Annotated in this window: 23 protein-coding genes and 1 pseudogene; 10 read left to right on the forward strand and 14 right to left on the reverse strand. The window is 62.6% G+C overall.

Translation table 11 applies throughout. The features are described from left to right. Positions 1–22 precede the first annotated feature (22 nt). Positions 23–604, reverse strand: coding sequence for a mechanosensitive ion channel domain-containing protein (locus ACLEJQ_RS14485; RefSeq protein ID WP_440796045.1), 582 nt, complete (start codon positions 602–604; stop codon positions 23–25). After that, on the reverse strand, positions 604–2,514 hold the full coding sequence (locus ACLEJQ_RS14490) for an ATP-binding cassette domain-containing protein (RefSeq protein ID WP_440796047.1): 1,911 nt from the start codon (positions 2,512–2,514) through the stop codon (positions 604–606). Before ACLEJQ_RS14490 ends, ACLEJQ_RS14485 begins: the two co-directional genes overlap by 1 nt. A 50-nt stretch (positions 2,515–2,564) precedes the next feature. Between ACLEJQ_RS14490 and ACLEJQ_RS14495 the strand changes: the two genes are divergently transcribed. Beyond that, complete coding sequence (locus ACLEJQ_RS14495; RefSeq protein WP_440796049.1) at positions 2,565–3,029, forward strand: TIGR02444 family protein; 465 nt, start codon at positions 2,565–2,567, stop codon at positions 3,027–3,029. Here the strand turns inward: ACLEJQ_RS14495 and ACLEJQ_RS14500 are convergent. Continuing rightward, positions 3,026–4,183: an AlgP family protein gene (locus tag ACLEJQ_RS14500; RefSeq protein WP_440796050.1), complete on the reverse strand. Its 1,158-nt coding sequence runs from the start codon at positions 4,181–4,183 to the stop codon at positions 3,026–3,028. The two genes, ACLEJQ_RS14495 and ACLEJQ_RS14500, sit on opposite strands and share 4 nt — an antisense overlap. A 192-nt stretch (positions 4,184–4,375) precedes the next feature. On the opposite strand from ACLEJQ_RS14500, the gene ACLEJQ_RS14505 reads away from it, so the two are divergent. After that, on the forward strand, positions 4,376–5,041 hold the full coding sequence (locus ACLEJQ_RS14505) for an FKBP-type peptidyl-prolyl cis-trans isomerase (RefSeq protein WP_440796052.1): 666 nt from the start codon (positions 4,376–4,378) through the stop codon (positions 5,039–5,041). A 60-nt stretch (positions 5,042–5,101) separates the two neighbouring features. On the opposite strand, the gene rsd is transcribed toward ACLEJQ_RS14505, so the two are convergent. The 7 genes and pseudogenes from rsd to ACLEJQ_RS14540 form a co-directional block, all read right to left on the reverse strand. Next, on the reverse strand, positions 5,102–5,560 hold the full coding sequence (rsd, locus tag ACLEJQ_RS14510; protein ID WP_245139466.1) for a sigma D regulator: 459 nt from the start codon (positions 5,558–5,560) through the stop codon (positions 5,102–5,104). Between the two features lie 174 nt (positions 5,561–5,734). After that, positions 5,735–6,277, reverse strand: a complete 543-nt coding sequence (locus ACLEJQ_RS14515; RefSeq protein ID WP_440796053.1) for a disulfide bond formation protein B — start codon at positions 6,275–6,277, stop codon at positions 5,735–5,737. Between the two features lie 334 nt (positions 6,278–6,611). Next, entirely contained in the window at positions 6,612–7,859 is a 1,248-nt protein-coding gene (locus tag ACLEJQ_RS14520; RefSeq protein ID WP_440796055.1) for a heme biosynthesis protein HemY, read from the reverse strand. Continuing rightward, positions 7,856–8,989 (reverse strand): uroporphyrinogen-III C-methyltransferase, encoded by a 1,134-nt coding sequence (locus ACLEJQ_RS14525; protein WP_440796183.1) that lies wholly within the window; start codon positions 8,987–8,989, stop codon positions 7,856–7,858. Before ACLEJQ_RS14525 ends, ACLEJQ_RS14520 begins: the two co-directional genes overlap by 4 nt. Before the next feature lie 36 nt (positions 8,990–9,025). Beyond that, positions 9,026–9,772: pseudogene (locus ACLEJQ_RS14530) on the reverse strand (uroporphyrinogen-III synthase); the annotation flags it as partial. After that, positions 9,769–10,710, reverse strand: a complete 942-nt coding sequence (gene hemC, locus ACLEJQ_RS14535; protein WP_440796057.1) for a hydroxymethylbilane synthase — start codon at positions 10,708–10,710, stop codon at positions 9,769–9,771. The pseudogene ACLEJQ_RS14530 and the gene hemC, both read right to left, overlap by 4 nt. Positions 10,711–10,845: 135 nt before the next feature. Then, complete coding sequence (locus ACLEJQ_RS14540; protein WP_440796059.1) at positions 10,846–11,592, reverse strand: LytR/AlgR family response regulator transcription factor; 747 nt, start codon at positions 11,590–11,592, stop codon at positions 10,846–10,848. Between the two features lie 464 nt (positions 11,593–12,056). Between ACLEJQ_RS14540 and argH the strand changes: the two genes are divergently transcribed. After that, a complete protein-coding gene (gene argH, locus ACLEJQ_RS14545; RefSeq protein WP_440796061.1) occupies positions 12,057–13,451 on the forward strand; it encodes an argininosuccinate lyase in 1,395 nt (464 codons plus the stop codon). 137 nt (positions 13,452–13,588) lie between these two features. Here argH and ACLEJQ_RS14550 read toward each other — a convergent pair whose 3' ends face one another. Then, entirely contained in the window at positions 13,589–14,248 is a 660-nt protein-coding gene (locus ACLEJQ_RS14550) for a glutathione S-transferase family protein (protein ID WP_440796063.1), read from the reverse strand. Between the two features lie 125 nt (positions 14,249–14,373). Between ACLEJQ_RS14550 and ACLEJQ_RS14555 the strand changes: the two genes are divergently transcribed. The 3 genes from ACLEJQ_RS14555 to ACLEJQ_RS14565 all read left to right on the forward strand — a co-directional run bounded on the left by ACLEJQ_RS14555 (position 14,374) and on the right by ACLEJQ_RS14565 (position 18,161). Beyond that, entirely contained in the window at positions 14,374–14,655 is a 282-nt protein-coding gene (locus ACLEJQ_RS14555) for a hypothetical protein (RefSeq protein ID WP_440796065.1), read from the forward strand. A gap of 240 nt (positions 14,656–14,895) precedes the next feature. Next, positions 14,896–15,141, forward strand: a complete 246-nt coding sequence (locus ACLEJQ_RS14560) for a TIGR02647 family protein (RefSeq protein ID WP_041022651.1) — start codon at positions 14,896–14,898, stop codon at positions 15,139–15,141. A 176-nt stretch (positions 15,142–15,317) separates the two neighbouring features. Continuing rightward, complete coding sequence (locus ACLEJQ_RS14565; RefSeq protein WP_440796067.1) at positions 15,318–18,161, forward strand: class I adenylate cyclase; 2,844 nt, start codon at positions 15,318–15,320, stop codon at positions 18,159–18,161. A 13-nt stretch (positions 18,162–18,174) separates the two neighbouring features. Here the strand turns inward: ACLEJQ_RS14565 and rnk are convergent, their stop codons facing one another. The 3 genes from rnk to cyaY all read right to left on the reverse strand — a co-directional run bounded on the left by rnk (position 18,175) and on the right by cyaY (position 19,445). Beyond that, entirely contained in the window at positions 18,175–18,585 is a 411-nt protein-coding gene (rnk, locus tag ACLEJQ_RS14570; RefSeq protein WP_440796069.1) for a nucleoside diphosphate kinase regulator, read from the reverse strand. Between the two features lie 304 nt (positions 18,586–18,889). Next, on the reverse strand, positions 18,890–19,108 hold the full coding sequence (locus tag ACLEJQ_RS14575; protein ID WP_440796071.1) for a DUF1289 domain-containing protein: 219 nt from the start codon (positions 19,106–19,108) through the stop codon (positions 18,890–18,892). 4 nt (positions 19,109–19,112) lie between these two features. Then, positions 19,113–19,445: an iron donor protein CyaY gene (cyaY, locus tag ACLEJQ_RS14580; RefSeq protein WP_440796073.1), complete on the reverse strand. Its 333-nt coding sequence runs from the start codon at positions 19,443–19,445 to the stop codon at positions 19,113–19,115. A 186-nt stretch (positions 19,446–19,631) separates the two neighbouring features. Between cyaY and lptM the strand changes: the two genes are divergently transcribed. From lptM to ACLEJQ_RS14600, 4 genes are read left to right on the forward strand one after another with little or no spacing between them, the layout of a single operon-like run. Further along, positions 19,632–19,802: an LPS translocon maturation chaperone LptM gene (gene lptM, locus ACLEJQ_RS14585; RefSeq protein ID WP_440796075.1), complete on the forward strand. Its 171-nt coding sequence runs from the start codon at positions 19,632–19,634 to the stop codon at positions 19,800–19,802. A 9-nt stretch (positions 19,803–19,811) separates the two neighbouring features. Next, positions 19,812–21,059 carry a diaminopimelate decarboxylase gene (gene lysA / locus ACLEJQ_RS14590; RefSeq protein WP_440796077.1) on the forward strand — a complete coding sequence of 416 codons (1,248 nt, stop codon included), beginning with the start codon at positions 19,812–19,814 and terminating at the stop codon, positions 21,057–21,059. Between the two features lie 4 nt (positions 21,060–21,063). Continuing rightward, positions 21,064–21,894, forward strand: a complete 831-nt coding sequence (dapF, locus tag ACLEJQ_RS14595; protein ID WP_440796079.1) for a diaminopimelate epimerase — start codon at positions 21,064–21,066, stop codon at positions 21,892–21,894. Between the two features lie 13 nt (positions 21,895–21,907). Beyond that, positions 21,908–22,633 (forward strand): DUF484 family protein, encoded by a 726-nt coding sequence (locus ACLEJQ_RS14600; protein WP_440796081.1) that lies wholly within the window; start codon positions 21,908–21,910, stop codon positions 22,631–22,633. The last annotated feature ends 1 nt before the right edge of the window (position 22,634 follow it).

The following is a 22,634-nucleotide window of genomic DNA, read 5'->3' on the forward strand; positions in this document are numbered from 1 at the left end:
ACGAGCCGGTCGGTCTGCTCGGCTACTCGAGGAACCCGCCGACCGGAAACGCCTCGCTGCCGCGCCAGCGCCGTACCGAACGCTGGAAGAACAGGCTGTTGGGCACCTGCACCATGGCGCTGCCGGTGCCGAGTTCCTCGGGTTCGATCAGCGTGGTGTAAAGCAGGTTGATGGCGACTACGCGGCCTTTGATGCCTGGCTTGTCGGTGGTGTCCACCAGCTCCACCACATCCCCCAGGCGAAACGGCCCGACGGTATAGATCAGAACGGCGCAAAACAGGTTCGACAACACACTCCAGATGGCGAAGAACGCCACCGCCGCCACGGCGACGAAACCCGACACCGCCGTCCACAGCACCGTGGCCGAGACGCCCAGGCGCTCGAGCGCGATCAACACCGCACTGCCCATGATCAGCCAGCGCAGCACACCCCGCAGGATGATCACCAGTTGCGGCGGCAACGGATAACGCTCGCCGAGGCGCGTAAGTGCACGCGCCACGAAGCGCTGGGCGAAATAGCCGACCAGCAGAATCAGCAGGATCTGCAGACCGAGCCAGATCGGCTCGATCCACATGACCGGGACAGGCAGGGCCAGGGCTTCCATCAGGACAACGCCTCCAGCTCCGCTTGCAGGGTTTCCAGCAGTTCCAGTGCCTGCATCCACGCCTCCTCGAGTTCCGCTTCCCTGACCTTGAGCCTGGCCTGCTCGGCCAGCAGCTCACGCAGCTCATCCTTGCGCGCCGCCTCGTAGAGACCGCTGTCGCCGAGGCTGGTTTCGATTTTCTGCAACTGCTCATGCAGCTTGCCCAGTTCGGCTTCGAGCTTGTCGGCCTCGCGCTTGTGCGGCGCCCGTTGCTGGCGCAAAGCCGCGGCGGCCTGGCGCTGGGCCTTCTTGTCGGTCTTGTCCGGGTTCACCGGGGTCGAGCTGACCGGTGCGTTGCGCTGGCGATAGTCCACCAACCAGCGTGCATAGTCTTCGAGATCGCCGTCGAACTCTTCGACCTTGCCATCGGCCACCAGGAAGAAATTATCCGTGGTGCTCTTGAGCAGATGCCGATCGTGGGAGACCACCAATACCGCACCACTGAATTCCTGCAAGGCCATGGTCAGGGCCAGGCGCATTTCCAGGTCCAGGTGGTTGGTCGGTTCGTCGAGCAGCAACAGGTTCGGCCGTCCCCAGGCGATCAACGCCAGCGCCAGGCGCGCCTTTTCGCCACCAGAGAAATTCAGCACCGGCTCGTCGATGCGCGCCCCACGGAAATCGAAACCACCGAGGAAGTCGCGCAGCGTCTGCTCGCGCTCGGTCGGCGCCAGGCGTTGCAAGTGCAGCAGTGGACTGGCCTTGGCATCGAGGGAGTCCAACTGGTGCTGGGCGAAGTAGCCGACCACGGTGTTCTCGCCACGGGTCAGGCGTCCGGCCAAGGGCTGAAGCTCGCCAGAGAGGTTCTTGATCAGCGTCGACTTACCGGCCCCGTTGGGGCCCAACAGGCCGATCCGCGCGCCCGGCGTCAATTGCAGCTTGACCTTTTCCAGCACGGTCTTGTCGCCGTAGCCCAAGCGTGCGTCGGACAGGTCGATCAGTGGGCTGGAAATCTTGCTCGATTCACGGAAGACAAAATCAAACGGCGAATCGACATGGGCCGCCGACAGTTCCTCCATCCGCTCCAGTGCCTTGATCCGGCTCTGGGCCTGACGGGCCTTGGTGGCCTGGGCCTTGAAGCGGGCAATGTAGCTTTCCATGTGCGCACGCTGCGCCTGCTGCTTCTCGTAGGCCTGCTGTTGCTGGGCCAGGCGTTCGGCACGAGCCCGCTCGAAGGCGCTGTAGCCGCCGCGGTAAAGGGTCAGCTTGCGCTGGTCGACATGGGCCACGTGATCGACCACAGCGTCGAGGAAATCACGGTCGTGGGAAATCAGCAGCAGCGTGCCCGGATAACCCTTGAGCCAGTCTTCCAGCCAGATGATGGCGTCGAGGTCCAAGTGGTTGGTCGGTTCGTCGAGCAGCAAAAGATCCGACGGGCACATCAAGGCCTGCGCCAGGTTCAGGCGCATCCGCCAGCCGCCGGAAAAGTCGCCGACCTGGCGGTCCATCTGCTCGTTGGTGAAACCCAGGCCGGCGAGCAATTTGCGTGCACGGGCATCGGCGGTGTAGCCGTCGGCGCTGTCGAGCTCGGCGTGCAGACGGGCCTGGGCAGCGCCGTCATGGGCCGCTTCGGCCGCCGCCAGGTCGCGCTGGACCTGGCGCAGGCGCACGTCGCCATCGAGCACATAGTCCACCGCCAGGCGCTCGAGGGTATCGACCTCCTGGCGCATGTGAGCGATACGCCAGTCGGCCGGCAGCGAGCAATCACCGGAGTCCGGGTGCAGTTCCCCCCGCAGCAGGGCGAACAGGCTCGATTTGCCGGCGCCGTTGGCACCGATGAGGCCGGCTTTATGGCCGGCGTGCAGGGTCAGCTCGGCGTCTTCTAGCAGACGTTGCGGGCCACGCTGTAAAGTCAGGTTCTGAAGTCGGATCATAATGGCGGCGGAGTCTACCAGCTTCGCTCGCAACTGGCGCGAGTAGCACGATGTCCCCTGACCTGTGGAAATTCTCCCTCGACCTCTACGCCAGGCCTGGCGTAGAGCAAGCCTGCCTGGCATTGCAGGACGCCGGCGCGAGTGTCTGCCTGTTGCTGTGCGGCCTGTGGCTGGAACAACGTGGCGTGGCCTGCAACGAACAACGGCTGCTACAGCTTCGGCAAGTGGCCGGTCCCTGGGACGCTGAGGTGATCCGACCCTTGAGGGCGCTGCGCGTGGCGTGGAAAAGGAATGCCCTTCAAGACGCGGACCTTCGAAGCCTGCGCGAACGGATCAAGGGACTGGAGTTGGAGGCCGAACGGCATTTGCTGGAGCGATTGGAAACGGCGGCCACAGATTGGCGCAGAACAGGACAGATCGATTCAGGCCGATGGCTGGAGGCATTGGCGAGGGTGGACGGTCCCGCGAACCGCGACGCGCTGCATCGGCTGCGCGTCGCGGTGTCCGGCACTTAGGAAGCGCTGGTTGGGGTGCTGGTACTCGAGGCAGCAGGTGCCGATGGCGTGGCTGCCGGTGCCGGGGTGCTGGCGGCTGGGGCAGGCGCAGCGGTCGGAGCCGGAGTCGAGGTCGCAGGCTTGGCTGCGGAGGCAGTCGAAGGTTTTGCGGCGGCTGGCTTTTTCGCTGCGGGTTTCGTCGCAGGCTTCGCGGCAGGTTTAGCGGCAGCAGGCTTGGCACCAGCAGGCTTAGCGGCAGGCTTCGCAGCGGTTGCTTTCGCGGCGGCAGGCTTGGCCGCAGGTTTTGCCGCAGCAGTGCTGGCGGCTGGCTTGGCCGCAGTTTTAGCCGGTGCTTTGGCAGCGGCAGGTTTGGCGGCCGCTTTCACAGCAGGTTTGGCAGCAGCCGTCTTGGTGGCCGCAGGCTTGGCAGCCGGCTTCGCAGCGGTCGATTTCGCAGCTGGCTTGGCCGCGGCAGTTTTGGTCGCAGCGGGTTTGGCAGCGGTGGTTTTAGCAGCAGGTTTAGCAGCGGGTTTTGCGGCTGGCCTGGCAGCAGGCTTGGCGGCTGCAGTTTTAACCGCAGGTTTGGCGGCAGCCTTGACCGCTGGTTTTTTCGCCGCAGGTTTCGCTGCGCTGGCAGCGACGGGTTTGGCCGCCGGCTTGCTTGCCACTTTGGCCGGTGCTTTCGCGGCAGGCTTGGCAGCCGCCTTGACCGGTGTTTTTGCGGCAACGGGTTTAGCGGCCGGCTTCTTGGCCGATACAGCGACAGGCTTGGCAGCACGAGCGGCCAGCGCCTTGCCCGCAGCTTCCTGCACGCGCCCGACACCCTGGGCCAGTTTCAGGCTTTCCTGGGCATCGCGCTTGAGTTGCAAAATATAGGCGCGGGTTTCGGATTGACGATCCTTCAGAGCATCGAGCAAGTCTTCGAGTTCTTTCACCACGTCCTTGGCCTTGGCTTGTGCCTTGGCCTTGCCGGCGGTTGCGGCGCCTTGCAGCTTGGTGCGGGACTTGTGCAGTTTTTCCTGCGCCTTGCCGCGTTGTTTTTCCAGTTTGGCGAGCAGTTTTTCAGCATCAGCCAGGGCTTGGGAGCAGGCATTTTCCAGATGCTCGAGCAAGGTGCCCGAGAGTTGTTGGAGCAAGTGCAACGGAGTGTTTACAGGCTTCTTAGTGGCCGACATGGTTTACCTCCTGACTGACGTGAGTGCGGCTCATACTATTCCTCTGCTGCAACCGCCGCTAGGGCATGTTGACAGTACACATGGCGTTGCGTTGCAAGGTACGAAAAATCTTCTGCACCCACGGTTCGAGCAGTCCACCTCAACACAGATCGGCACTGGCATAATTCCTCGATTCGAGGTCGGAGAGCACACATGTCGCGTCACCTGTTTTTATGCTTGTGCATCGTTGGCTCCATGGCCCAGGCCGTGGAGAAAACCAGCACGAACGATTCCCACGACCTGGCCTACAGCCTTGGCGCGAGCCTGGGCGAGCGCTTGCGCCAGGACGTCCCGGACCTGCAGATCCAGGCGTTGGTGGAAGGTCTGCAACAGGCTTACCTGGGTAAGCCGCTGGCGCTCAAGGATGAGCGCATCGAGCAGATTCTCGCCGAGCATCAGGCGCAGCTGACGGCGCAGTCGACAACGCCGCAGATCGAAGCGGCCTTGAAAACGGAACAGAAATTTCTCAATGAAGAACGCAGCCGCCCCGGCGTCCAACAGCTCGCCGACGGCATCCTGCTGACCGAACTCAAGCCAGGCAAAGGTGCCAAGGCCGGTCCCCACGGCAAGGTCCAGGTGCTCTACACCGGACGGCTGCCGGACGGCACGGTGTTCGACTCCAACCATCAGGCGCAGTGGTTCAACCTGGACAGCGTGATCGACGGTTGGCGCAGCGCGCTGCCGCAGATGCCGGTCGGCGCGAAGTGGCGGCTGGTGATTCCTTCGACCCAGGCCTATGGCGCCGAAGGGGCCGGGGATGTGATCCCGCCCTTCACGCCGCTGGTGTTCGAGATCGAGTTGCTGGGCGCGACAGGCTGATAGCGCCCAAACAAAAAACGGTACGCAATGCGTACCGTTTTTTTCTTGACCGCGAGTCCGTCAGGCCTGGACCGCAGCTTCTTCCTTGTGGGCGTTGTGCAGCACTTCGATCAGGCAATCTTCCAGCTCGAAGCGCTCATGCAGCAAACCGCCCAGCTCCTTGAATTTCTCCGCGACGCATTTGCCTTCATCGCACAGGTCGTTGAACGCCAGCAGCTTTTCGGTGATGACATCGATGCGCGGATAGATCTGCTCGGCAAGTTCCAGGCCGCGCTTGTCGTTGAACGCCTTCGCCTCGCCCGTCAGTTGTTCGTAGATCTCGAAATGGCCAGCCGATACGTAGTCAACCAGCACACCGCAGAATTCCTGCAAGGGCTTACGGCTTTCGCTCAACGCCTCAGGCTTGTCGCCCAGCGCATCGTAGGACCGAACCAGCTCGTGCCGCTCCTGCAACCAGCGATCGATCAGCAGGTGCACCCCACCCCAGCGTTCCTGAGCATTCTGACAACTTTCGAGCATGGTGATTTCTTCCCTTGTGAGTCATGCCCTCGCAGCCTGCATACGCCTGAAGGATCAGGAACAAGCCAGACACAACATGATCGAGTGGCACGATTCCAATGACACGTGCGGGCCAGATTATGCCCGCACGACAACGGCTTCAAGTTACGCAGGAGATAAAGTTCATACAAGTGTTTAATCCCAGGCCCTGACCAACTGCGACGTTTCGCCACCAAGCGGTCGTACCAGAGCATTCCAGGCGAGACGCAGCAGCAGGTAGGTCATCGCGATGGACACCGCGAGAAAAAACAGCAGGCTCCACTCGGGAATGCTCAAGTCCAGCAAAGTCCAGGTGATGTTCGCGCAATCCACTCCCCCGGCGAGCACACGGTGCAGGGCGCACCACCAGGAGTCCGCCTTCGTCAGTTGCGCCACGCAATCGGGTAGCGCCTCGAACGAACCGCTTTGCAGCAACACCTGCCGTCCGGCCAGCACCATCCCCGTAGACGCAGCAGCCAACCCCGCCACCGCGTAGCCAATGCTGCCCCCCTGGCCTGCGCCATGTACGCAGGCCACGAGGCTGTTTACCAGGAACAGCATCAGGCACAACCGCTGCAGGACACAGAGGCTGCAAGGCGTCAGGCCCACCGAGTATTCCAGGTAACCGGTGACGCCCAGAGCCAGGGCTGCGGCGATGGAAGCCATGAGAAACAAGAAGCGTGAGCTAGCCAAAGACATGGCGGTTCCGTAACAGAAGAGACAAGCAGTTACGTTAGAGGAAACGCGCCGGCCCTTTCAAGGCGGGCCCAGGCAGACACTTCACCAGGAATGTAGGGAATTCCCGACAGGTGGAAGAGGATTGTGCGCGGTTAGCTGTAGGACTTTGCTGAAGACACCATTCAAGCGCTGTATTCGCTGACTCAAGGTTATCGATAACCTGTGGCGAGGGAGCTTGCCCCCGCTGGGCTGCAACGCAGCCCCAAATCAACGCGACGCGCATTTGCGGCTGCTGCGCCCGAGGCGTCGGACCGACCGAGCGGGAGCAGGCTCCCTCGCCACACTGATTATTGTTTCAAGTAGGCATGACCTGCGCTGGCACGGGCAACGGTGCGGCCAGCAGGCGCTCGTCCAGCAACCCCAATCCCTCCTGGAACAATTGGTTGCTGCGCTCGGCATCTCCCAGCTGCGCCAACAACCGCGCCAGCTCGGCGCAGGCTTCCGGGTTGCGCTGAATCCGCAGGCTATTTTCCAGATAGTCCCGCGCCTTGCCCCACAGACTGTTTTGCAGGCACAAGCGTCCCAGCGTCAGCAGCAGGCTCGGGTCGGCCGGATGCTCCTTGAGCCAGCCTTCGGCCGTTTGCAATTGCCGGCCTGGATCACTGCCACGAACCAATCCATAAAGACGTGCCAGATGGCTGTCGTAGTGACGCTTGAGCGCGACACGCAGCACTTCTTCGGCCTCGACCTGGGCGCCCAGTTGCCGCAGTTGCTCGGCATAGGCCAGTACCAGCGCCGGCTCCTGGCGCTGGGCGGAAGTCAGCTGTTGCCAGGCGCGATTGAGCGATTGCAGCCCGACGCTGCCGTCCTCCTCCCGATGAGCCGCCAGGCTGAGGTTCTCGCCCCAGGCCCGCCGCTCAAGCTCAGCCAGCTCACTGGCGGGCAAGACCTTATCCTTACGCAGCTCCGGCAACAGCCGGATCACCGCCGACCAGTCACCGCGCTGCTGGTGCAGCCGTTGCAACTGCCGCAGGGTCTGCGCGTTATGGGGATGACGCTCATGCATGGCTTGCAGCGTGCTCAACGCGCCTTCGGTGTCACCCCGGTCGGTCTGCAATTGCGCGTGCGTCAACGCGATGGCCAGCTCCGCCTGGGGCTGACGTTCCAGGGCACGCTCCAGCAGACTGTCGCTCTGCTCGTAGAGCCCCTGCTCATTGGCGGCACGGGCGGCCCCCAAGTAATACAGCAACGGCTGGCGCTCGGCTTCGGCGGCGCGATGCAGGTGACGCTGGGCACTGGCCCAGCGGCCTTCGGCCAGGTCCAGCTGGCCATGCTCGATCGCCACCTGCACACGGCGGCTGCGATTGCGTCGCGACCATGGATTGACCACGCCACTGGAAGTCGTCACCAACCCGATCAATGCGCGGATCCCGCGCCATACCAGCCAGAGCACCGCCACCAGCGCCAGGGTCACCCACAAGCCGGCTTCATAGCGGAAATTCTTGTACGCCACCAACACATAACCCGAATGCTCGGCAATCGCCACGCCCAGCAACGCGGCGACGGCGATGACCACGAACAGAATCACGTAAAGGCGTTTCATGGCGCAGTCTCCTGCCCGCCGGCCTTGGGCAGCGGCTTGACCGACTCTTCGGCGTTCAGGTTGCGGCGTTCGAGGTAGGCCTGGACGCTGCTCAGCGTACCCGTCAGATCCGGTGTGACCACGGTCACCGGCTGCCGGGACAGCTCAACCACTCGTTCGAGCATGATTTTGCTCTGTGGATTGTCCTGGTTGAAGTTGTTCTTGAGCACGTCCCGCGCTTCGGCCAATGCCTGGGTGTACACCGGCGCCTGACCATTGAGGGCGGCCCATTGCGCCTGCTCCAGCGCCAGGCTCAACGCCAGGCGAACTTGCATCAGGCTCTGCCCGGCCAGCAACGGACGGACGTTCTCGTCGGCGTTGAAATCGATACGGATGTAGCGCGAGATCTGGTCCCACCATTGTGCCCAGCGGCTGGCGCCATCGCCGTCGGCGGTCAGGCCCAGCAACGACTCGCCACGGTCCTTGTACTCCGGCGCCAGCTCAGAGAGCTGCAGCACCTGATCACGCAGGGCGCCCAACTGCAGGAACAACCCGGTGCGATCCGGTTGCTCGGTACTGCGCAAAGCGGCGAGGGTCTTGGCCAGTTGTTCACGGGCGGCGAACGCACCGGGGTCGTTCTGCTCTCGCAGGATTTCGTCGGCGCCCTGGACCAGCGCCTGGGCACTGTTGATGTCTTGCAGGGCGGACAGACGCAGGCTGGCCAGGCGCAAGAGATGCTCGGCCTCGGCCAGGCGCCAGTCCTTGCGACTGGCGCCCAGCACGGTTTCCAGGCGCTGGCTCAGATGCTGTTGGTCGCCTTGCAGCTGGGCCACCAGACGCCGCCGCTCTTCCAACTCTTCGGCTGGCGGCAGCTGGGCCAGGCGTTCGCTCAGGCGCTGTTCATTGAGTTTGAGGGTCTGAGCCTGATCGTTCAGCGCCTGGACCTGGGCCGACTGCTGTTGGTTATTGGTCTGCAGGTGACGCAGCTGCCACACGCTCCAGCCGCCAACGGCCACGCCAGCGGCTCCTAGCAACAATGCGACGATTGCCAGGCCGTTGCCGCGACGCGGCGCCACCGGGGCCGGGGTTTCAACCGACGCATCGATGGCCGGCTGGATTTGTTCTTCTTTTGGCAAGGCTGTTTCGCTCACGTATCCATCCTTTGCATTAGAAAACGGCACGGATTGTTCCCGTAACGCCGCCAGCAAAGCCGCGGCATTGGCGCCGCGACAATCCACAACTGTCCGGGCCCCGGCGGCACGCGCCATCTCGGCAACCCGTGGGCTTGGAACAAACAACGGTAACCGGGCCAACGCCGGCCAGGCATCGCCGGCGAGCCGCTGCAGATGCTCGAAGCTCTGCCCACTGCTGACCACCAGGGCGTTCAAGCGTTCCGCTTCGACTTTCGCCGGCAGCTCGCCTTCGCAGTAATCCGGCAGGCCGCGTCGGTACAATTCCAGATAATCGACACTAGCACCTTGCTCGCGCAAACGCTCTGCCAGCAAGCCGCGCCCGCCCTCACCACGCACGATCAAAACCCGAGGATCGGGCCGGTTGGTCGCCTCGCGCAATCCAGGTAGCTCAAGCAGGGCTTCGCTGTCATCGCCATTGTCGGGGTAAGACACTGCCAGCCCCGCTTCGGCAAGAATCTGTCCGGTGGCGGCGCCCACGCTGAACCACGGCAGGTCCGGCGGCTGGGGCCAGTATTGATGAAGCAGCTCGACACACCGACGGGCAGCGGGCTTGCTGACAACGATCACCGCGCAATATTGGTCCAGCGCCTGGAGCATTCCCCGGCCGGCATCGGACAGCGGCACCGGCTCGATATCCAGCAAGGGCAAACTGGCACTGTATATTCCCGCTTCGGCCAGGACAGCCGCCAGCGCCGACGACTCATCCGCTGGTCGGGTGAGCAGCAGCCGCCAACCCGTCACGCGTGGCCAGCCTCGCCATAGACTTTCTTGAGAATCTCATCGGCGCCCTGGCCCAGCAGGTCTTCGGCCACCCGCACGCCCAGTGCCTCGGCATCACGACGCGGTGCTCGGGCTTCGGCGCTCAGCAACCGGCCGCCACTGGGGTCGCCCACCAGGCCACGCAACCAGACCTGCTCGCCTTCGAGTACGGCGTAACAGGCAATCGGCACCTGGCAGCCGCCGTTGAGATGTTTGTTGAGGGCGCGCTCGGCGAAGACCCGAGTCGCGGTGTCCTCATGGTGCAGCGGCGCCAGCAAGGCGTGGATGTCGCTGTCGGCGCTGCGACATTCGATACCCACCGCCCCCTGTCCACCGGCCGGCAGGCTGTCATCGACGCTGATGGCCGAGGTGATGCGCTCTTCGAAGCCCAGACGAATCAGGCCGGCGGCGGCGAGAATAATCGCGTCGTACTCACCCGCGTCAAGCTTGGCCAGCCGCGTGTTGACGTTGCCGCGCAGGAAGCGGATCTGCAGGTCCGGGCGGCGCGTCAGCAACTGCGCCTGGCGCCGCAGGCTGGATGTGCCGACCACGCTCCCGGCAGGCAACGCGTCGAGGCTGGAAAAGCTATTGGACACGAATGCATCGCGAGGATCTTCCCGCTCGCAGATGCAAAACAGGCCCAGGCCTTCGGGGAAGTCCATGGGCACGTCTTTCATCGAGTGCACGGCGATGTCGGCTTCATTGTCCAGCAAGGCGGTTTCCAACTCTTTGACGAACAGGCCCTTGCCACCGATTTTCGACAGCGGAGAGTCCAGCAGCTTGTCGCCGCGACTGACCATGGGCACCAGGGTCACGGCCAGACCGGGATGGGCGGTTTCCAGACGGGTCTTGACGTACTCGGCCTGCCAGAGGGCCAGGGCGCTTTTGCGGGTGGCGATGCGGATCTCGCGAGAGGACATGGATCAATCCGTATTTAAAAGATACGGCAGATAATAACAGCTCAGTCAAAACCGCTTTGACTTGAATCACGACCCCAAGGCCTCCCTGGCCGTCAATCTCCTGGAATGAAACGCGTTGCAAGCCCTCGAACCGGTCTAGAGGTGCTGCATCATCTTGCGCACGCCGGCCACGTGTCGACGGCTGACAATCAGCGCGTCGCCATTGAGGCCTTTGAGAAACAGCTGGAAGTGTCCCAGGGGCGTGCGTTGCAGGCGTTCGATACGCTCGCGGGCCACCAAGGCATTGCGGTGGATGCGCACGAAGCGTTCGCCGAACTCGTCTTCGAGCGCCTTGAGCGGCTCGTCCAGCAACACTTCGCCGCTCTCGTGGCGCAGGGTCACGTACTTATGGTCGGCGATGAAATAGACCACCTGGTTCAGTGGGATCAATTCAATGCCTTTGCGGGTGCGGGCACTGATGTGGCTGCGCGGGCCGCTGCCGCTTTCCGCGGCCGGACGGGTCAACGCCGCCAGTTGCACCCGGTTCGGTCGCTCGGCCTTGCGCAAGGCATCGATCAACGCCTCGGACGCCACCGGCTTGAGCAGATAGCCCACGGAGCCGGCCTGCAACACCTCGGGCGGGAAGTCATCGCGCGTGGTACAGAACACCACGGCCGGCGGTGACTCGCGCTCGCACAACTTCGCCGCAACCTGCAAGCCATCCAGGCCAGGCATGCGAATGTCGAGCAGCACGATATCCGGCTTGTGGCTGTCGATTAAGGCCAATGCCTCTTCGCCATTGGTGGCGCTCGGCTCCAGGACACTGTAACCCTCGAGTTCGCCAACCATTCGGCTCAGGCGCTCGCGGGCCAGTGGTTCGTCATCAACGATCAGGACATTCATATTGCGCTGGATTCCTGCGTGAGTCTCGCACAAGGATAGCGTAGACAGGGCAAGTGACATGCGTCACCGCGATCCACGCTAAGACTGGTCCGAGGGCCAAAAAGTGCCGCGAGGCGGTTGCCTATCTTTACCAGCGCTTGCCGACCGTTACCCGGGGCCCGTTGTCGCACGGCGTCGCCGTAGGGATTGTTGACATTCGATTCGATCAATATGAGCTCCCCCCTTCTTGATAGTGGTCCGGTGCGCCCTGGATGGAAAAAACTACAGTCCTATCGTCCACTGTAGACGGTTGCCGGAACGATATTGCTCAATCGAAAAATATCGTTGCCGCAAAACCTTCGTCGAATGCCCACCTGCCGTTGGAAAAACCTGCCGACCAGTGCCAGCGCCAGCCCCGGCAACCCTGCTATCATCCGCCGCAGCCTTTAACCGCTAATTTCTCAACAGCCGATCACGAGCGAATCATGAGCACTGACAAGACCAATCAGTCCTGGGGCGGCCGCTTCAGTGAACCCGTCGACGCCTTCGTCGCCCGCTTCACCGCCTCCGTCAACTTTGACCAGCGCCTGTATCGCCACGACATCATGGGTTCGATCGCCCACGCCACCATGCTGGCCAAGGTCGGCGTACTGACCGATGCCGAGCGCGACAGCATCATCGATGGCCTGAAAACCATCCAGGCGGAAATCGAGGCCGGCCAGTTCGACTGGCGCGTCGACCTCGAAGACGTGCACATGAACATCGAAGCGCGCCTGACCGACCGCATCGGCGTGACCGGCAAGAAGCTACACACCGGCCGCAGCCGCAACGACCAGGTGGCTACCGACATCCGCCTGTGGCTGCGCGATGAAATCGACCTGATCCTGGGCGAAATCACCCGCCTGCAAAAAGGCCTGCTGGAACAGGCCGAACGCGAGGCCGAAAGCATCATGCCCGGCTTCACCCATCTGCAAACCGCGCAGCCAGTGACTTTCGGGCACCACATGCTGGCCTGGTTCGAAATGCTCAGCCGCGACTACGAGCGGCTGGTCGATTGCCGCAAGCGCACCAATCGCATGCCCCTGGGCAGCGCCGCGCTGGCCGGTACCACCTACCCGATCGATCGCGCCTATACCGCCCAACTGCTGGGCTTCGATGCCGTGGGCGGCAACTCCCTGGATAATGTCTCGGACCGCGATTTCGCCATCGAATTCTGCTCCGCCGCCAGCATCGCAATGATGCACCTGTCACGCTTCTCCGAAGAGCTGGTGCTGTGGACCAGCGCGCAATTCCAATTCATCGATCTGCCCGACCGCTTCTGCACCGGCAGCTCGATCATGCCGCAAAAGAAAAACCCCGACGTCCCGGAACTGGTGCGGGGCAAGAGCGGCCGGGTGTTCGGCGCGCTGATGGGCCTGCTGACCCTGATGAAAGGCCAGCCGCTGGCCTACAACAAGGACAACCAGGAAGACAAGGAACCACTGTTCGACGCCGCCGACACCCTGCGCGACTCGCTGCGGGCCTTTGCCGACATGATTCCGGCCATCAAGCCCAAGCACACGGTGATGCGCGAGGCCGCCCTGCGCGGTTTCTCCACCGCCACCGACCTGGCCGACTACCTGGTGCGCCGCGGCTTGCCATTCCGCGATTGCCACGAGATTGTCGGCCATGCCGTGAAATATGGCGTGGACAGCGGCAAGGACCTGGCGGAGATGAGCCTGGACGAACTGCGCCAGTTCAGCGACCAGATCGAGCAGGACGTGTTTGCGGTGCTGACCCTCGAAGGTTCGGTCAATGCCCGTGATCACATCGGCGGTACGGCCCCAGCGCAGGTCAAGGCCGCGGTGGTGCGTGGCCAGGCGTTGCTCGCCAGCCGCTGAAAGCTGAAAGCTGAAAAAGAGCATCGCGAGCAAGCTCGCTCCCACAGGAATTTTGACGGACACACGACTAGTGTCCAACCAAGACCACTGTGGGAGCGAGCCTGCTCGCGATGACCGACTTCAATACACCGCAAGTCTCACTTCTTGGCCGCCACCATCGCCAAAAACTCCGACATCGCTGCCTCTTTATCCGCCGCGATCCGCCGCACGTTCGGGTTCTGCTCCAGCCGCTCCATCAGCGCTTTCGCCGCCGGCATATCCGCCAGCAAGTCGAGATCGAACAATTTCCTGCCCACCTGACACGCCAGTGAAACACTGTAGAGAAAATACAGATCGGCCAGGCTCAGGCTGTCGCCCGCTACAAACGGCTTGAACTTGCCGTGCCGCCCCAGCGTGGCGAACCCCAGCAGCAACTCGGCTCGGGTCTTTTCCTTGATCGCATCAGGCACCGCCACGCCGAAAAACGCCTCGCTATAGCAGGCCCGCCCCGGCAGTTCGATGTAAAGCTCGATCTCCCTGCACATCGAAAGCACCTGAGCGCGCTGAAACGGATCGTCAGGCAGCAGGGCCTTGCCTGGCTGGGTCTGCTCGATATATTCCAGGATCACGCTGGTTTCGTTGATAAACCCGTGTTCGGTTTTCAACACCGGCACCTTGCCGCGAGGGCTGATGGTCAATACCTCCGAAGTCTGGTTGCCGTAGAACGGCACCTCTTCGAAAGGCAGGCCCTTCTCCAGGAGCGCCAGCTTGACCATGTTGTAGTAATTACTGACAGCGAAACCATAAAGCTTGAGCATTTACACTTGCCTCCAGGCCGTGTGGGGTTGGCAGCCCTGGGTTATAGACCGCCTGTACCTTTTGCGCCAGGAGCATCACGCCGCTGAATGCGGGTAGACTGGCGGCTTTCCTACAGGAGCCGGCCATGAGTGAGCCTACCGACATCAACGACGAAGAAGAATTCGTCGAATCGACGCTGATCGAAGCCATTGAAAACCAGATCGAAAGCGACAACCCCCCAGCGGCCAAGGCCACATTCAACAAGCTGACCCTGGCGGGCTACGAACGCGAAGACATTCTCAACCTCATGGCTCATGTTTTGGCCTACGAGATCGACGCCATGCTCGAGGAAGATCGCCCGTTCAATACCCAATGGTACGAAACCGCGCTGCGCGAGTTGCCTGAGTTGCCGCCGGAAAAGAACTGAACCCGCATCTGTGGCGAGGGAGCTTGTTCCCGCCAGGTTGCGAAGCAACCCCAAAAATTTACGCCTGCTTCGCAGTCGAGCGGGAGCAAGCTCCCTCGCCACACCGGATTCCCTCGCATCAAAAGTTTCGCATCTGATCAATCAAAACAAAAAAGCCTGCCTCTGACACTGGACAGCTCGGCCGAGTGCGCTCACCTTAGTGACGCTGTCGTCCAAATTCCTAGAAAGTCTGGAGTCCTTATGTCGCTTACCCCTGAGTTGGTTGCCGAACTGGAAATCCTCGCACTCTTCAACCTGGACAGTTCCCAGGAAGGCCTGAAAATCCATCAGACCGCTGCTCCTAAAGCCATCGCCGCTGCCCAACGCCTGTACGAAAAAGAACTGATCACCCAGCCCGACGGTGGTTACCTGACCAGCCTGGGGCGAGATGCTGCGCAAAATGTGCAGACCGTCCTGACGATACTCAGCGTTCAAGAAGCCGCCTGACTCCCTTGTCGCCTGCGGAAATCCTCTGCCAGGATTTCCGCAGGCGCACGGGCATGTCACGTACGCAATTCGATTGTCAGATCCAATGTTCAGCTCAAGAATTCCCCAGTCCGGGCGCTAACCTGCCATCACTTGTAATTTCCCACGCCCGACGCCGCGTGCCGGTTTGAGCTGACATGACCCGCAACCACGAAATACGCCCCGATCTGGACGAGGGAATCGACCGCAAGGTCCTTAGCCAGTTGCGCGCCCGTTTTCTAAAGTTCAACAGCGTACGGATGGAACGTGCCATGGAAGGCCTGTCGCCGCGCCAGCAAGGCGTGCTGACACTGCTGCCGCTGTTTTTCCATGTCAATCATCCGCTGCTGCCCGGCTACGTCTCCAGTAGCACGCCGGCCGGCCTGTCGAACTACGAACCCGATGCCAACATCCTGGCCGAAGCCCAGCGGCTGACCCGCTCGTTCTCCTACAAACCGCGCCACGGCAGCAATCCGCCGCGGCCGATCCATGGATTGTTCCTGATGGGCAGCCTGGGCACCCTGGCCCAGGCCGACCAGAGCGACATGGACGTATGGGTCTGCCACGGTCCGAACCTGAGCGAGGACGAACTGGCCGAGCTGCGCAAAAAATGCCAGTTGCTGGAAGCCTGGGCCGCGACCCAAGGCGCCGAAGCGCATTTTTTCCTGATCGACCCGGTGCGCTTCGTCCAGGGTGAGCGGGACACTCAGCTCAGCTCCGAAAATTGCGGCACGACCCAGCACTACCTGTTGCTCGACGAGTTCTACCGCACCGCGATCTGGCTGGCCGGACGGACGCCGATCTGGTGGCTGGTGCCGGTCTATGAAGAAGACAACTACGAGCAATACACCCATACGCTGATTTCCAAGCGGTTCATCCGCGCCGATGAAACCCTGGATCTCGGCCACCTGGCCTGCATTCCGCCGGGAGAGTTCATCGGTGCCGGTCTCTGGCAGCTGTTCAAAGGCATCGAGTCGCCCTATAAGTCGGTGCTCAAGCTGCTGCTGACCGAGGTCTACGCCAGCGAGCACCCGAACGTGCGCTGCCTGAGCCTGCGCTTCAAACAGGCGGTGTTTGCCAACCGCCTGGACCTGGAGGAGTTGGACCCGTACATGGTGGTCTATCGCCGGCTCGAGGAGTACCTCAACGCCCGTGGCGAATCCGAACGCCTGGAGTTGATTCGCCGGGCGCTGTACCTGAAGGTCAATCGCAAACTCACAGGCTCCGCCCGCAGCAGCGGTTGGCAGCGCACGCTGCTGGAACGCCTGGCCAAGGAATGGGGTTGGGACCAGCGACAACTGGCACTGCTGGACAGCCGCAGCCAGTGGAAGGTGCGCCAGGTCAGCCACGAACGGCGGGCGCTGGTCAACGAGCTGACCCACAGCTACCGCTTCCTGACACAGTTCGCCCGTAACGAGAAAACCGTCAGCCTGATCAACAAGCGCGATCTCAACGTCCTCGGCCGGCGGCTGTATGCAGCCTTCGAGCGCAAGGCCGACAAGGTCGAGTTCATTAACCCCGGCATCGCCCCGGACCTGGCCGAAGACACCCTGACGCTGGTCCAGTCGCCCAACAAAAAAGAGCCGGGGCAGAACCAGTGGGGACTTTACAACGGCAGCCTCAACGCCCTGGAATGGGAAAATTTCGCGCCGATCAAGCGCTGCCGGGAGTTGCTGGAGCTGCTGACCTGGTGTCATCGCAACGGCGTGATCGACAGCAGCACGCGCTTGGCGCTCCACCCGGGCAGCAGCGACCTGAGCGAGTTCGAGCTGTTCAACTTGCTGGGCAGCCTGCAACAGTCCATTGCCCTGCCGCTGAACACGGTCGACGAAGAACAATTGCTGCGGGCCAGCGTGCCCGGCGATGTGTTGATTCTGGTGAATGTCGGCGTCGACCCGCTCAAGCATCACCGCGACCTGAACATCCTGATGACCACCGAGCGCACCGACTCCCTGAGTTATGCCGGCGTGCGGGAAAACCTCGTACTGACCCTCGACCGGGTCACGCTCAACAGCTGGAATGAAGTGCTGGTCAATCGCTTCGACGGTGAACACGCGCTGCTCGACTGCCTGCGCGACTACCTCAACGACCTGCCAGGCACACAGCGCCAGCCACGCCTGCGAGTTCGTTGTTTCTGCCACAACCGCGCGCAATTCATCGCCCGTCGGGTCGAAGAGGTGTTCGAGACAGCGCAGACCCTGCTGCTGAGCAGGCTCAACCACCGCTACCTTATTCAGGTACAACAGCATTATCACGTGCTCGAACTGGTGCCCGGCCAGGTCAATCACGTGGCGCTGAGCAGCCTGTCGGCACTGACCGATTACCTGGGTGAAGAACTGAGCGCCTACAGCCCGTTGCACCTGGACCCGATGGCCCTGGAAGACCACGACCTGGCCGTGATCCTGCCCATGGGCCAGCCCGAGTGCATCCAGGTGTTCTACCGGATCAACGAAGACGAAGCCGAGCTGTATGTGCTCGATGAACTCAATGCCCTGTGGCAACAGCACTTGCCGTATCACGACGAACACAGCCTGCTGGTCCCGCTGCAGCGCTTCCTGCAATCGGTGCTGTACCGCCGCGACGCGTTGCTGCCGATGGACAGCGCCCAGCCGCTGAGCCTGGAAACCCTGTACTACCAGCTGCTGCCCTCAGGCAGTGGTCGGGCACGGCGGGTCGAAGCACGACAGGCGCCCCAGACGCCGGTGAACAAGCCGTTCTATGACGTGCAGGCGATCATCGGCAAGGCGGCGCACGGCCAGGTGCACGTCACGCTGTACTGCGATCAGCAGGAGTTTTCCGAGCTGGAGCACGGCGACCAGCTGTTCAGCGTGGTCGCCAGGGAGATCGTCGGACAGCGCCGCGAAGCCCAGCGCTATCGTTGCTACATCACCGACCTGGACCTCTCGGGCCTGGTGGGTGACGGTGCCTGTTCGAGCAATCTTTACCTGCGCTACAAGGCCGACCTGGAGCGCGCCCTGAACGAGGCGCTAGCTCTGGTCTGATGTCAGCAGCCGTTCAGAGGTGGAAGTCGCCGCCCGCTTCGGGCTGATACTCGACGTCCAGCAGGGTGAGCTTCAACGTCTTGCCACCCGGGGCCGGCCAGTCGATGTGCTGACCGACCCTCAGGCCCAGCAAGGCGCTGCCTACCGGCGCCAGGATCGAGATCTTGCCTTCGTCGGCATTGGCGTCCTGTGGATAAACCAGAGTCAGATGGTAATCCTTGCCACTGCTCTCCTCGCGACAGTGCACGCGCGAATTCATGGTCACGACATCGGCGGGCACTTCATCGTGGCCCACCAGGGTCTCGGCGCGATCGAGTTCGGTTTGCAACGCAATCACGCCCGGCAGCGTTTCGTCCAGACTGTCGATCAGGCGTTCCAGACGCTGTACGTCCAGGCGGGTAAGGGTGATGGAAGGTGCGGTCATGATCCAGGCAGACTCCTTTCTTCTGCACGAAAAAAGCAAAACCCCGCCACAAGAAGACGGGGTTTTCACAGGCCTCGATGAGTTGAGGCGTAGCCGGACACTAACACAGCTCAATAAATAAACAAGCCAGGCAGGGTCCAGCCGTACCCATGGATAGTTTACGAACTACCGGATGTACGACGCCGAACCCATGTGGCGAGGGAGCTTGCTCCCGCTGGGTTGCGAAGCGCCCCCACATCTTGCGACTGCTGCGCAGCCGAGCGGGAGCAAGCTCCCTCGCCACAAAAGCTTGCAAGGCGAATGGTTACCTCAGAGACCTGCGTTTGAGCGCCTCGGCACAGATCACCCGCCGCCGCTCGTCATCGGCCGAGCGCCATTCGCGGATGTCCTCCACGTGGCGGAAACAGCCGAGGCAGACTTTCTGCTCGTCCAGCTTGCACACGCTGGTGCACGGTGACGGCACGGCGGGGCTGACATTGCTGAAAAGAGGCTTGGGCGCCCGCGCCGGGGCGGTCTGGCTCATGGGGTCACAGGCCTTCGAATTCGAATGCCACGCCCGCCTGCTGCTTGACGACACGGTCGAGCAACTCGCCCAACTGCTCTGCGTGTTTGTCGCATACCCAGCGCTCGCTTTCTTCGTCGTAGTCGAAGTGATAACCACCGGACACCGCCGCCAGCCACAACTGCCGCAGCGGCTCCTGGCGACTGAAAATCAGCTGGGTGCCGTTCTCGAACTTGACGGTCAATACGCCGGCGGAGCTTTCCAGGTCGATATCCAGGTCGCTCTCGTCGAAGATGTCCTCCAGCATTTGCTGGGTGGTATCGACCAGATCATGGAAGCGGGCTTCACTCAAACTCATTGCGGCAACCTCGAAAAATGTCTGCTCATGCTCAAGTGCCGCAAGATACGGACGCTGCCCGGCGATTGCAAAGGATATACCGACCCACGGCCACCAGCACCGCCGGACGGGCGCCCCGTTGCATAGGCAAGGCGCCGGGTGGCCGGTATACTCCGGCGCAATTAACGCATTTTCAAGGATTTCGCCATGAAGCGCCTGATCTCTTCCCTTGCTGCGCTCGTCGCGGTTGCCTGCCTTGTGACAGCCTGTGGTCAAAAAGGTCCGCTGTACCTGCCTGATGACAGCAAGTCCCCTGAAGAGCAGGCCAAGTCCTCGCAATCCAGGTCCCACGCGCACGACACCCACACCACCTACTAAGGGACCGCCATGGACGCTTTTAATTACCGTGGCGGGGAGCTGTTCGCGGAAGGGGTTGCCTTGTCCGCGATCGCCGAGCGCTTCGGCACGCCGACCTACGTCTATTCCCGTGCTCATATCGAAGCCCAGTACCGGACCTTCGCCGACGCGCTGGCCGGCATGCCGCACCTGGTGTGCTTCGCCGTGAAAGCCAACTCCAACCTGGGCGTGCTCAATGTCCTGGCTCGCCTGGGCGCCGGTTTCGACATCGTTTCCGGTGGCGAACTGGAGCGTGTACTGGCAGCCGGCGGCAGCGCCGACAAGATCGTTTTCTCCGGCGTCGGCAAGACCCGCGAAGACATGCGCCGCGCCCTGGAAGTCGGCGTGCATTGCTTCAACATCGAATCCACCGATGAGCTCGAACGCCTGCAAGTCGTCGCCGCCGAGCTGGGCGTGCGCGCGCCGATTTCCCTGCGGGTGAATCCGGACGTCGACGCCGGCACCCACCCGTACATATCCACCGGCCTCAAGGAAAACAAGTTCGGCATCGCCATTGCCGACGCCGAGGACGTGTACGTGCGCGCCGCCCAGCTGCCGAACCTGGAAGTGCTGGGCGTCGATTGCCACATCGGCTCGCAGCTGACCACCCTCGAACCGTTCCTCGATGCCCTTGACCGCTTGCTGGCCCTGGTCGATCGCCTCGGCGATTGCGGCATCCTGCTGCGTCACATCGACCTGGGTGGCGGTGTCGGCGTGCGCTATCGCGATGAAGAGCCGCCGCTGGTGGCCGACTACATCAAGGCCGTGCGCGAGCGCCTCGAAGGCCGCGACCTGGCGCTGATGTTCGAACCGGGCCGCTACATCGTGGCCAACGCCGGCATGCTGCTGACCCGGGTCGAGTACCTCAAGCACACCGAGCACAAGGATTTCGCCATTGTCGATGCGGCCATGAACGACCTGATCCGTCCGGCGCTGTACCAGGCCTGGATGGACGTGACCGCCGTGCGCCCGCGCGATACCGCTCCGCGCAGCTACGATGTCGTCGGGCCGATCTGCGAAACCGGCGACTTCCTGGCCAAAGGCCGGGAGCTGGCGCTGGAAGAAGGTGATCTGCTGGCGGTGCATTCGGCCGGCGCCTATGGGTTTGTCATGAGCTCGAACTACAACACCCGCGGGCGTTGCGCGGAGGTGCTGGTGGATGCTGACCAAGCCTTCGAAGTGCGTCGCCGCGAGACGGTAGCCGAGTTGTTCGCCGGCGAAAGCCTGCTGCCGGAGTAAGGCCATGCTGCTGCGTTTTACCAAGATGCACGGCCTGGGCAATGACTTCATGGTCCTCGACCTGGTCAGCCAGCACGCGCACATCCTGCCCAAGCACGCCAAGCAATGGGGTGACCGGCACACCGGTATCGGTTTCGACCAGTTGCTGATCGTCGAGGCGCCCAACAACCCGGACGTCGACTTCCGCTACCGGATCTTCAACGCCGACGGTTCGGAAGTGGAGCAATGCGGCAACGGTGCGCGCTGCTTCGCCCGCTTCGTGCTGGACAAACGCCTGACCGCCAAGCGGCGGATTCGCGTCGAGACCAAGAGCGGCATCATCGAACTGGATGTGCGCAATGACGGCCAGATCAGCGTCAACATGGGCGCTCCGCGCCTGGTGCCGGCGGACATTCCGTTCCAGGCCCCGGCCCAGGCCCTGAGCTATCCGCTGGAAGTCGACGGCACGACGGTGGATGTGGCCGCGCTATCCATGGGCAACCCTCATGCGGTACTGCGGGTGGACGACATCAACGGCGCCCCGGTCCACGAACTGGGCCCGAAGATCGAGCATCATCCGCGCTTCCCGGCACGGGTGAACGTCGGCTTCCTGCAAGTGATCGACCGCCACCGTGCGCAATTGCGCGTCTGGGAGCGCGGCGTCGGCGAAACCCAGGCCTGCGGCACTGGAGCCTGCGCCGCCGCGGTCGCTGCAATCAGCCAGGGCTGGATGGATTCGCCCCTGTTGATCGACCTGCCCGGCGGGCGCCTGTCCATCGAATGGGCCGGCCCTGGCCAACCGGTGATGATGACCGGCCCGGCAGTGCGCGTATACGAAGGACAAGTTCGTCTTTGAGTGAGCCAAACCCATGACCGACAAGCCACAGGTTCCCACCCCGCAGCCCGACGAATCCCCGGCTGCACTCCCGGACGCTGCGGCCGTGGCCGCTTATCTGGACGCTCATCCGGACTTCTTCGTCGAGCATGAAGAGTTGCTGGCAACGATGCGCATCCCCCATCGGCGCGGTGACACCGTGTCGCTGGTGGAGCACCAGATGAAGATCCTGCGCGAGCGCAACATCGAAATGCGCCATCGCCTGTCGCACCTGATGGACGTGGCCCGGGACAACGACCGGCTCTTCGACAAGACCCGTCGGTTGATCCTGGCGCTGATGGACGCCAGCACCCTCGAAGATGTGGTGATGAGTGTCGAAGACAGCCTGCGCCAGGATTTCCAGGTGCCGTTTGTCAGCCTGATCCTGTTTGGCGACAACGCCATGCCGGTGGGCCGCTGGGTGACCCACGCCGACGCGCAGACGGCCATTGGCGGCCTGCTTACGGAAAACAAAAGCGTCAGCGGCAGCCTGCGCGAACATGAACTGGATTTCCTGTTCGGCGAAGAGCAACGCAAGCAGATCGGTTCCACGGCCGTGGTCGCCATTGCCCATCAGGGCGTGCACGGTGTGTTGGCCATCGCCAGCCGCGACCCGCAGCACTACAAGAGTTCGGTGGGTACGCTGTTTTTGAGCTACATCGCCGAAGTCACCGGTCGCGTGCTGCCTCGGGTTGCCGGCTCACTGCGCTCGGTACGCTGAT

It is taken from the genome of Pseudomonas sp. SMV71 (assembly GCF_052042015.1).
Classification (GTDB): domain Bacteria; phylum Pseudomonadota; class Gammaproteobacteria; order Pseudomonadales; family Pseudomonadaceae; genus Aquipseudomonas.

Bases quoted from the DNA above. Each gene is read 5' to 3' on its own strand.
- ACLEJQ_RS14555 (WP_440796065.1), top strand. From the start codon at position 14,374: ATGAGTGAGCCTACCGACATCAACGACGAAGAAGAATTCGTCGAATCG.
- ACLEJQ_RS14560 (WP_041022651.1), top strand. From the start codon at position 14,896: ATGTCGCTTACCCCTGAGTTGGTTGCCGAACTGGAAATCCTCGCACTC.
- dapF (WP_440796079.1), top strand. From the start codon at position 21,064: ATGCTGCTGCGTTTTACCAAGATGCACGGCCTGGGCAATGACTTCATG.
- rnk (WP_440796069.1), bottom strand. From the start codon at position 18,585: ATGACCGCACCTTCCATCACCCTTACCCGCCTGGACGTACAGCGTCTG.
- ACLEJQ_RS14505 (WP_440796052.1), top strand. From the start codon at position 4,376: ATGTCGCGTCACCTGTTTTTATGCTTGTGCATCGTTGGCTCCATGGCC.
- lysA (WP_440796077.1), top strand. From the start codon at position 19,812: ATGGACGCTTTTAATTACCGTGGCGGGGAGCTGTTCGCGGAAGGGGTT.
- ACLEJQ_RS14490 (WP_440796047.1), bottom strand. From the start codon at position 2,514: ATGATCCGACTTCAGAACCTGACTTTACAGCGTGGCCCGCAACGTCTG.
- ACLEJQ_RS14515 (WP_440796053.1), bottom strand. From the start codon at position 6,277: ATGTCTTTGGCTAGCTCACGCTTCTTGTTTCTCATGGCTTCCATCGCC.
- ACLEJQ_RS14540 (WP_440796059.1), bottom strand. From the start codon at position 11,592: ATGAATGTCCTGATCGTTGATGACGAACCACTGGCCCGCGAGCGCCTG.
- lptM (WP_440796075.1), top strand. From the start codon at position 19,632: ATGAAGCGCCTGATCTCTTCCCTTGCTGCGCTCGTCGCGGTTGCCTGC.
- argH (WP_440796061.1), top strand. From the start codon at position 12,057: ATGAGCACTGACAAGACCAATCAGTCCTGGGGCGGCCGCTTCAGTGAA.
- rsd (WP_245139466.1), bottom strand. From the start codon at position 5,560: ATGCTCGAAAGTTGTCAGAATGCTCAGGAACGCTGGGGTGGGGTGCAC.
- ACLEJQ_RS14495 (WP_440796049.1), top strand. From the start codon at position 2,565: ATGTCCCCTGACCTGTGGAAATTCTCCCTCGACCTCTACGCCAGGCCT.
- ACLEJQ_RS14485 (WP_440796045.1), bottom strand. From the start codon at position 604: ATGGAAGCCCTGGCCCTGCCTGTCCCGGTCATGTGGATCGAGCCGATC.
- ACLEJQ_RS14575 (WP_440796071.1), bottom strand. From the start codon at position 19,108: ATGAGCCAGACCGCCCCGGCGCGGGCGCCCAAGCCTCTTTTCAGCAAT.
- cyaY (WP_440796073.1), bottom strand. From the start codon at position 19,445: ATGAGTTTGAGTGAAGCCCGCTTCCATGATCTGGTCGATACCACCCAG.
- ACLEJQ_RS14565 (WP_440796067.1), top strand. From the start codon at position 15,318: ATGACCCGCAACCACGAAATACGCCCCGATCTGGACGAGGGAATCGAC.
- hemC (WP_440796057.1), bottom strand. From the start codon at position 10,710: ATGTCCTCTCGCGAGATCCGCATCGCCACCCGCAAAAGCGCCCTGGCC.
- ACLEJQ_RS14500 (WP_440796050.1), bottom strand. From the start codon at position 4,183: ATGTCGGCCACTAAGAAGCCTGTAAACACTCCGTTGCACTTGCTCCAA.
- ACLEJQ_RS14520 (WP_440796055.1), bottom strand. From the start codon at position 7,859: ATGAAACGCCTTTACGTGATTCTGTTCGTGGTCATCGCCGTCGCCGCG.
- ACLEJQ_RS14550 (WP_440796063.1), bottom strand. From the start codon at position 14,248: ATGCTCAAGCTTTATGGTTTCGCTGTCAGTAATTACTACAACATGGTC.
- ACLEJQ_RS14600 (WP_440796081.1), top strand. From the start codon at position 21,908: ATGACCGACAAGCCACAGGTTCCCACCCCGCAGCCCGACGAATCCCCG.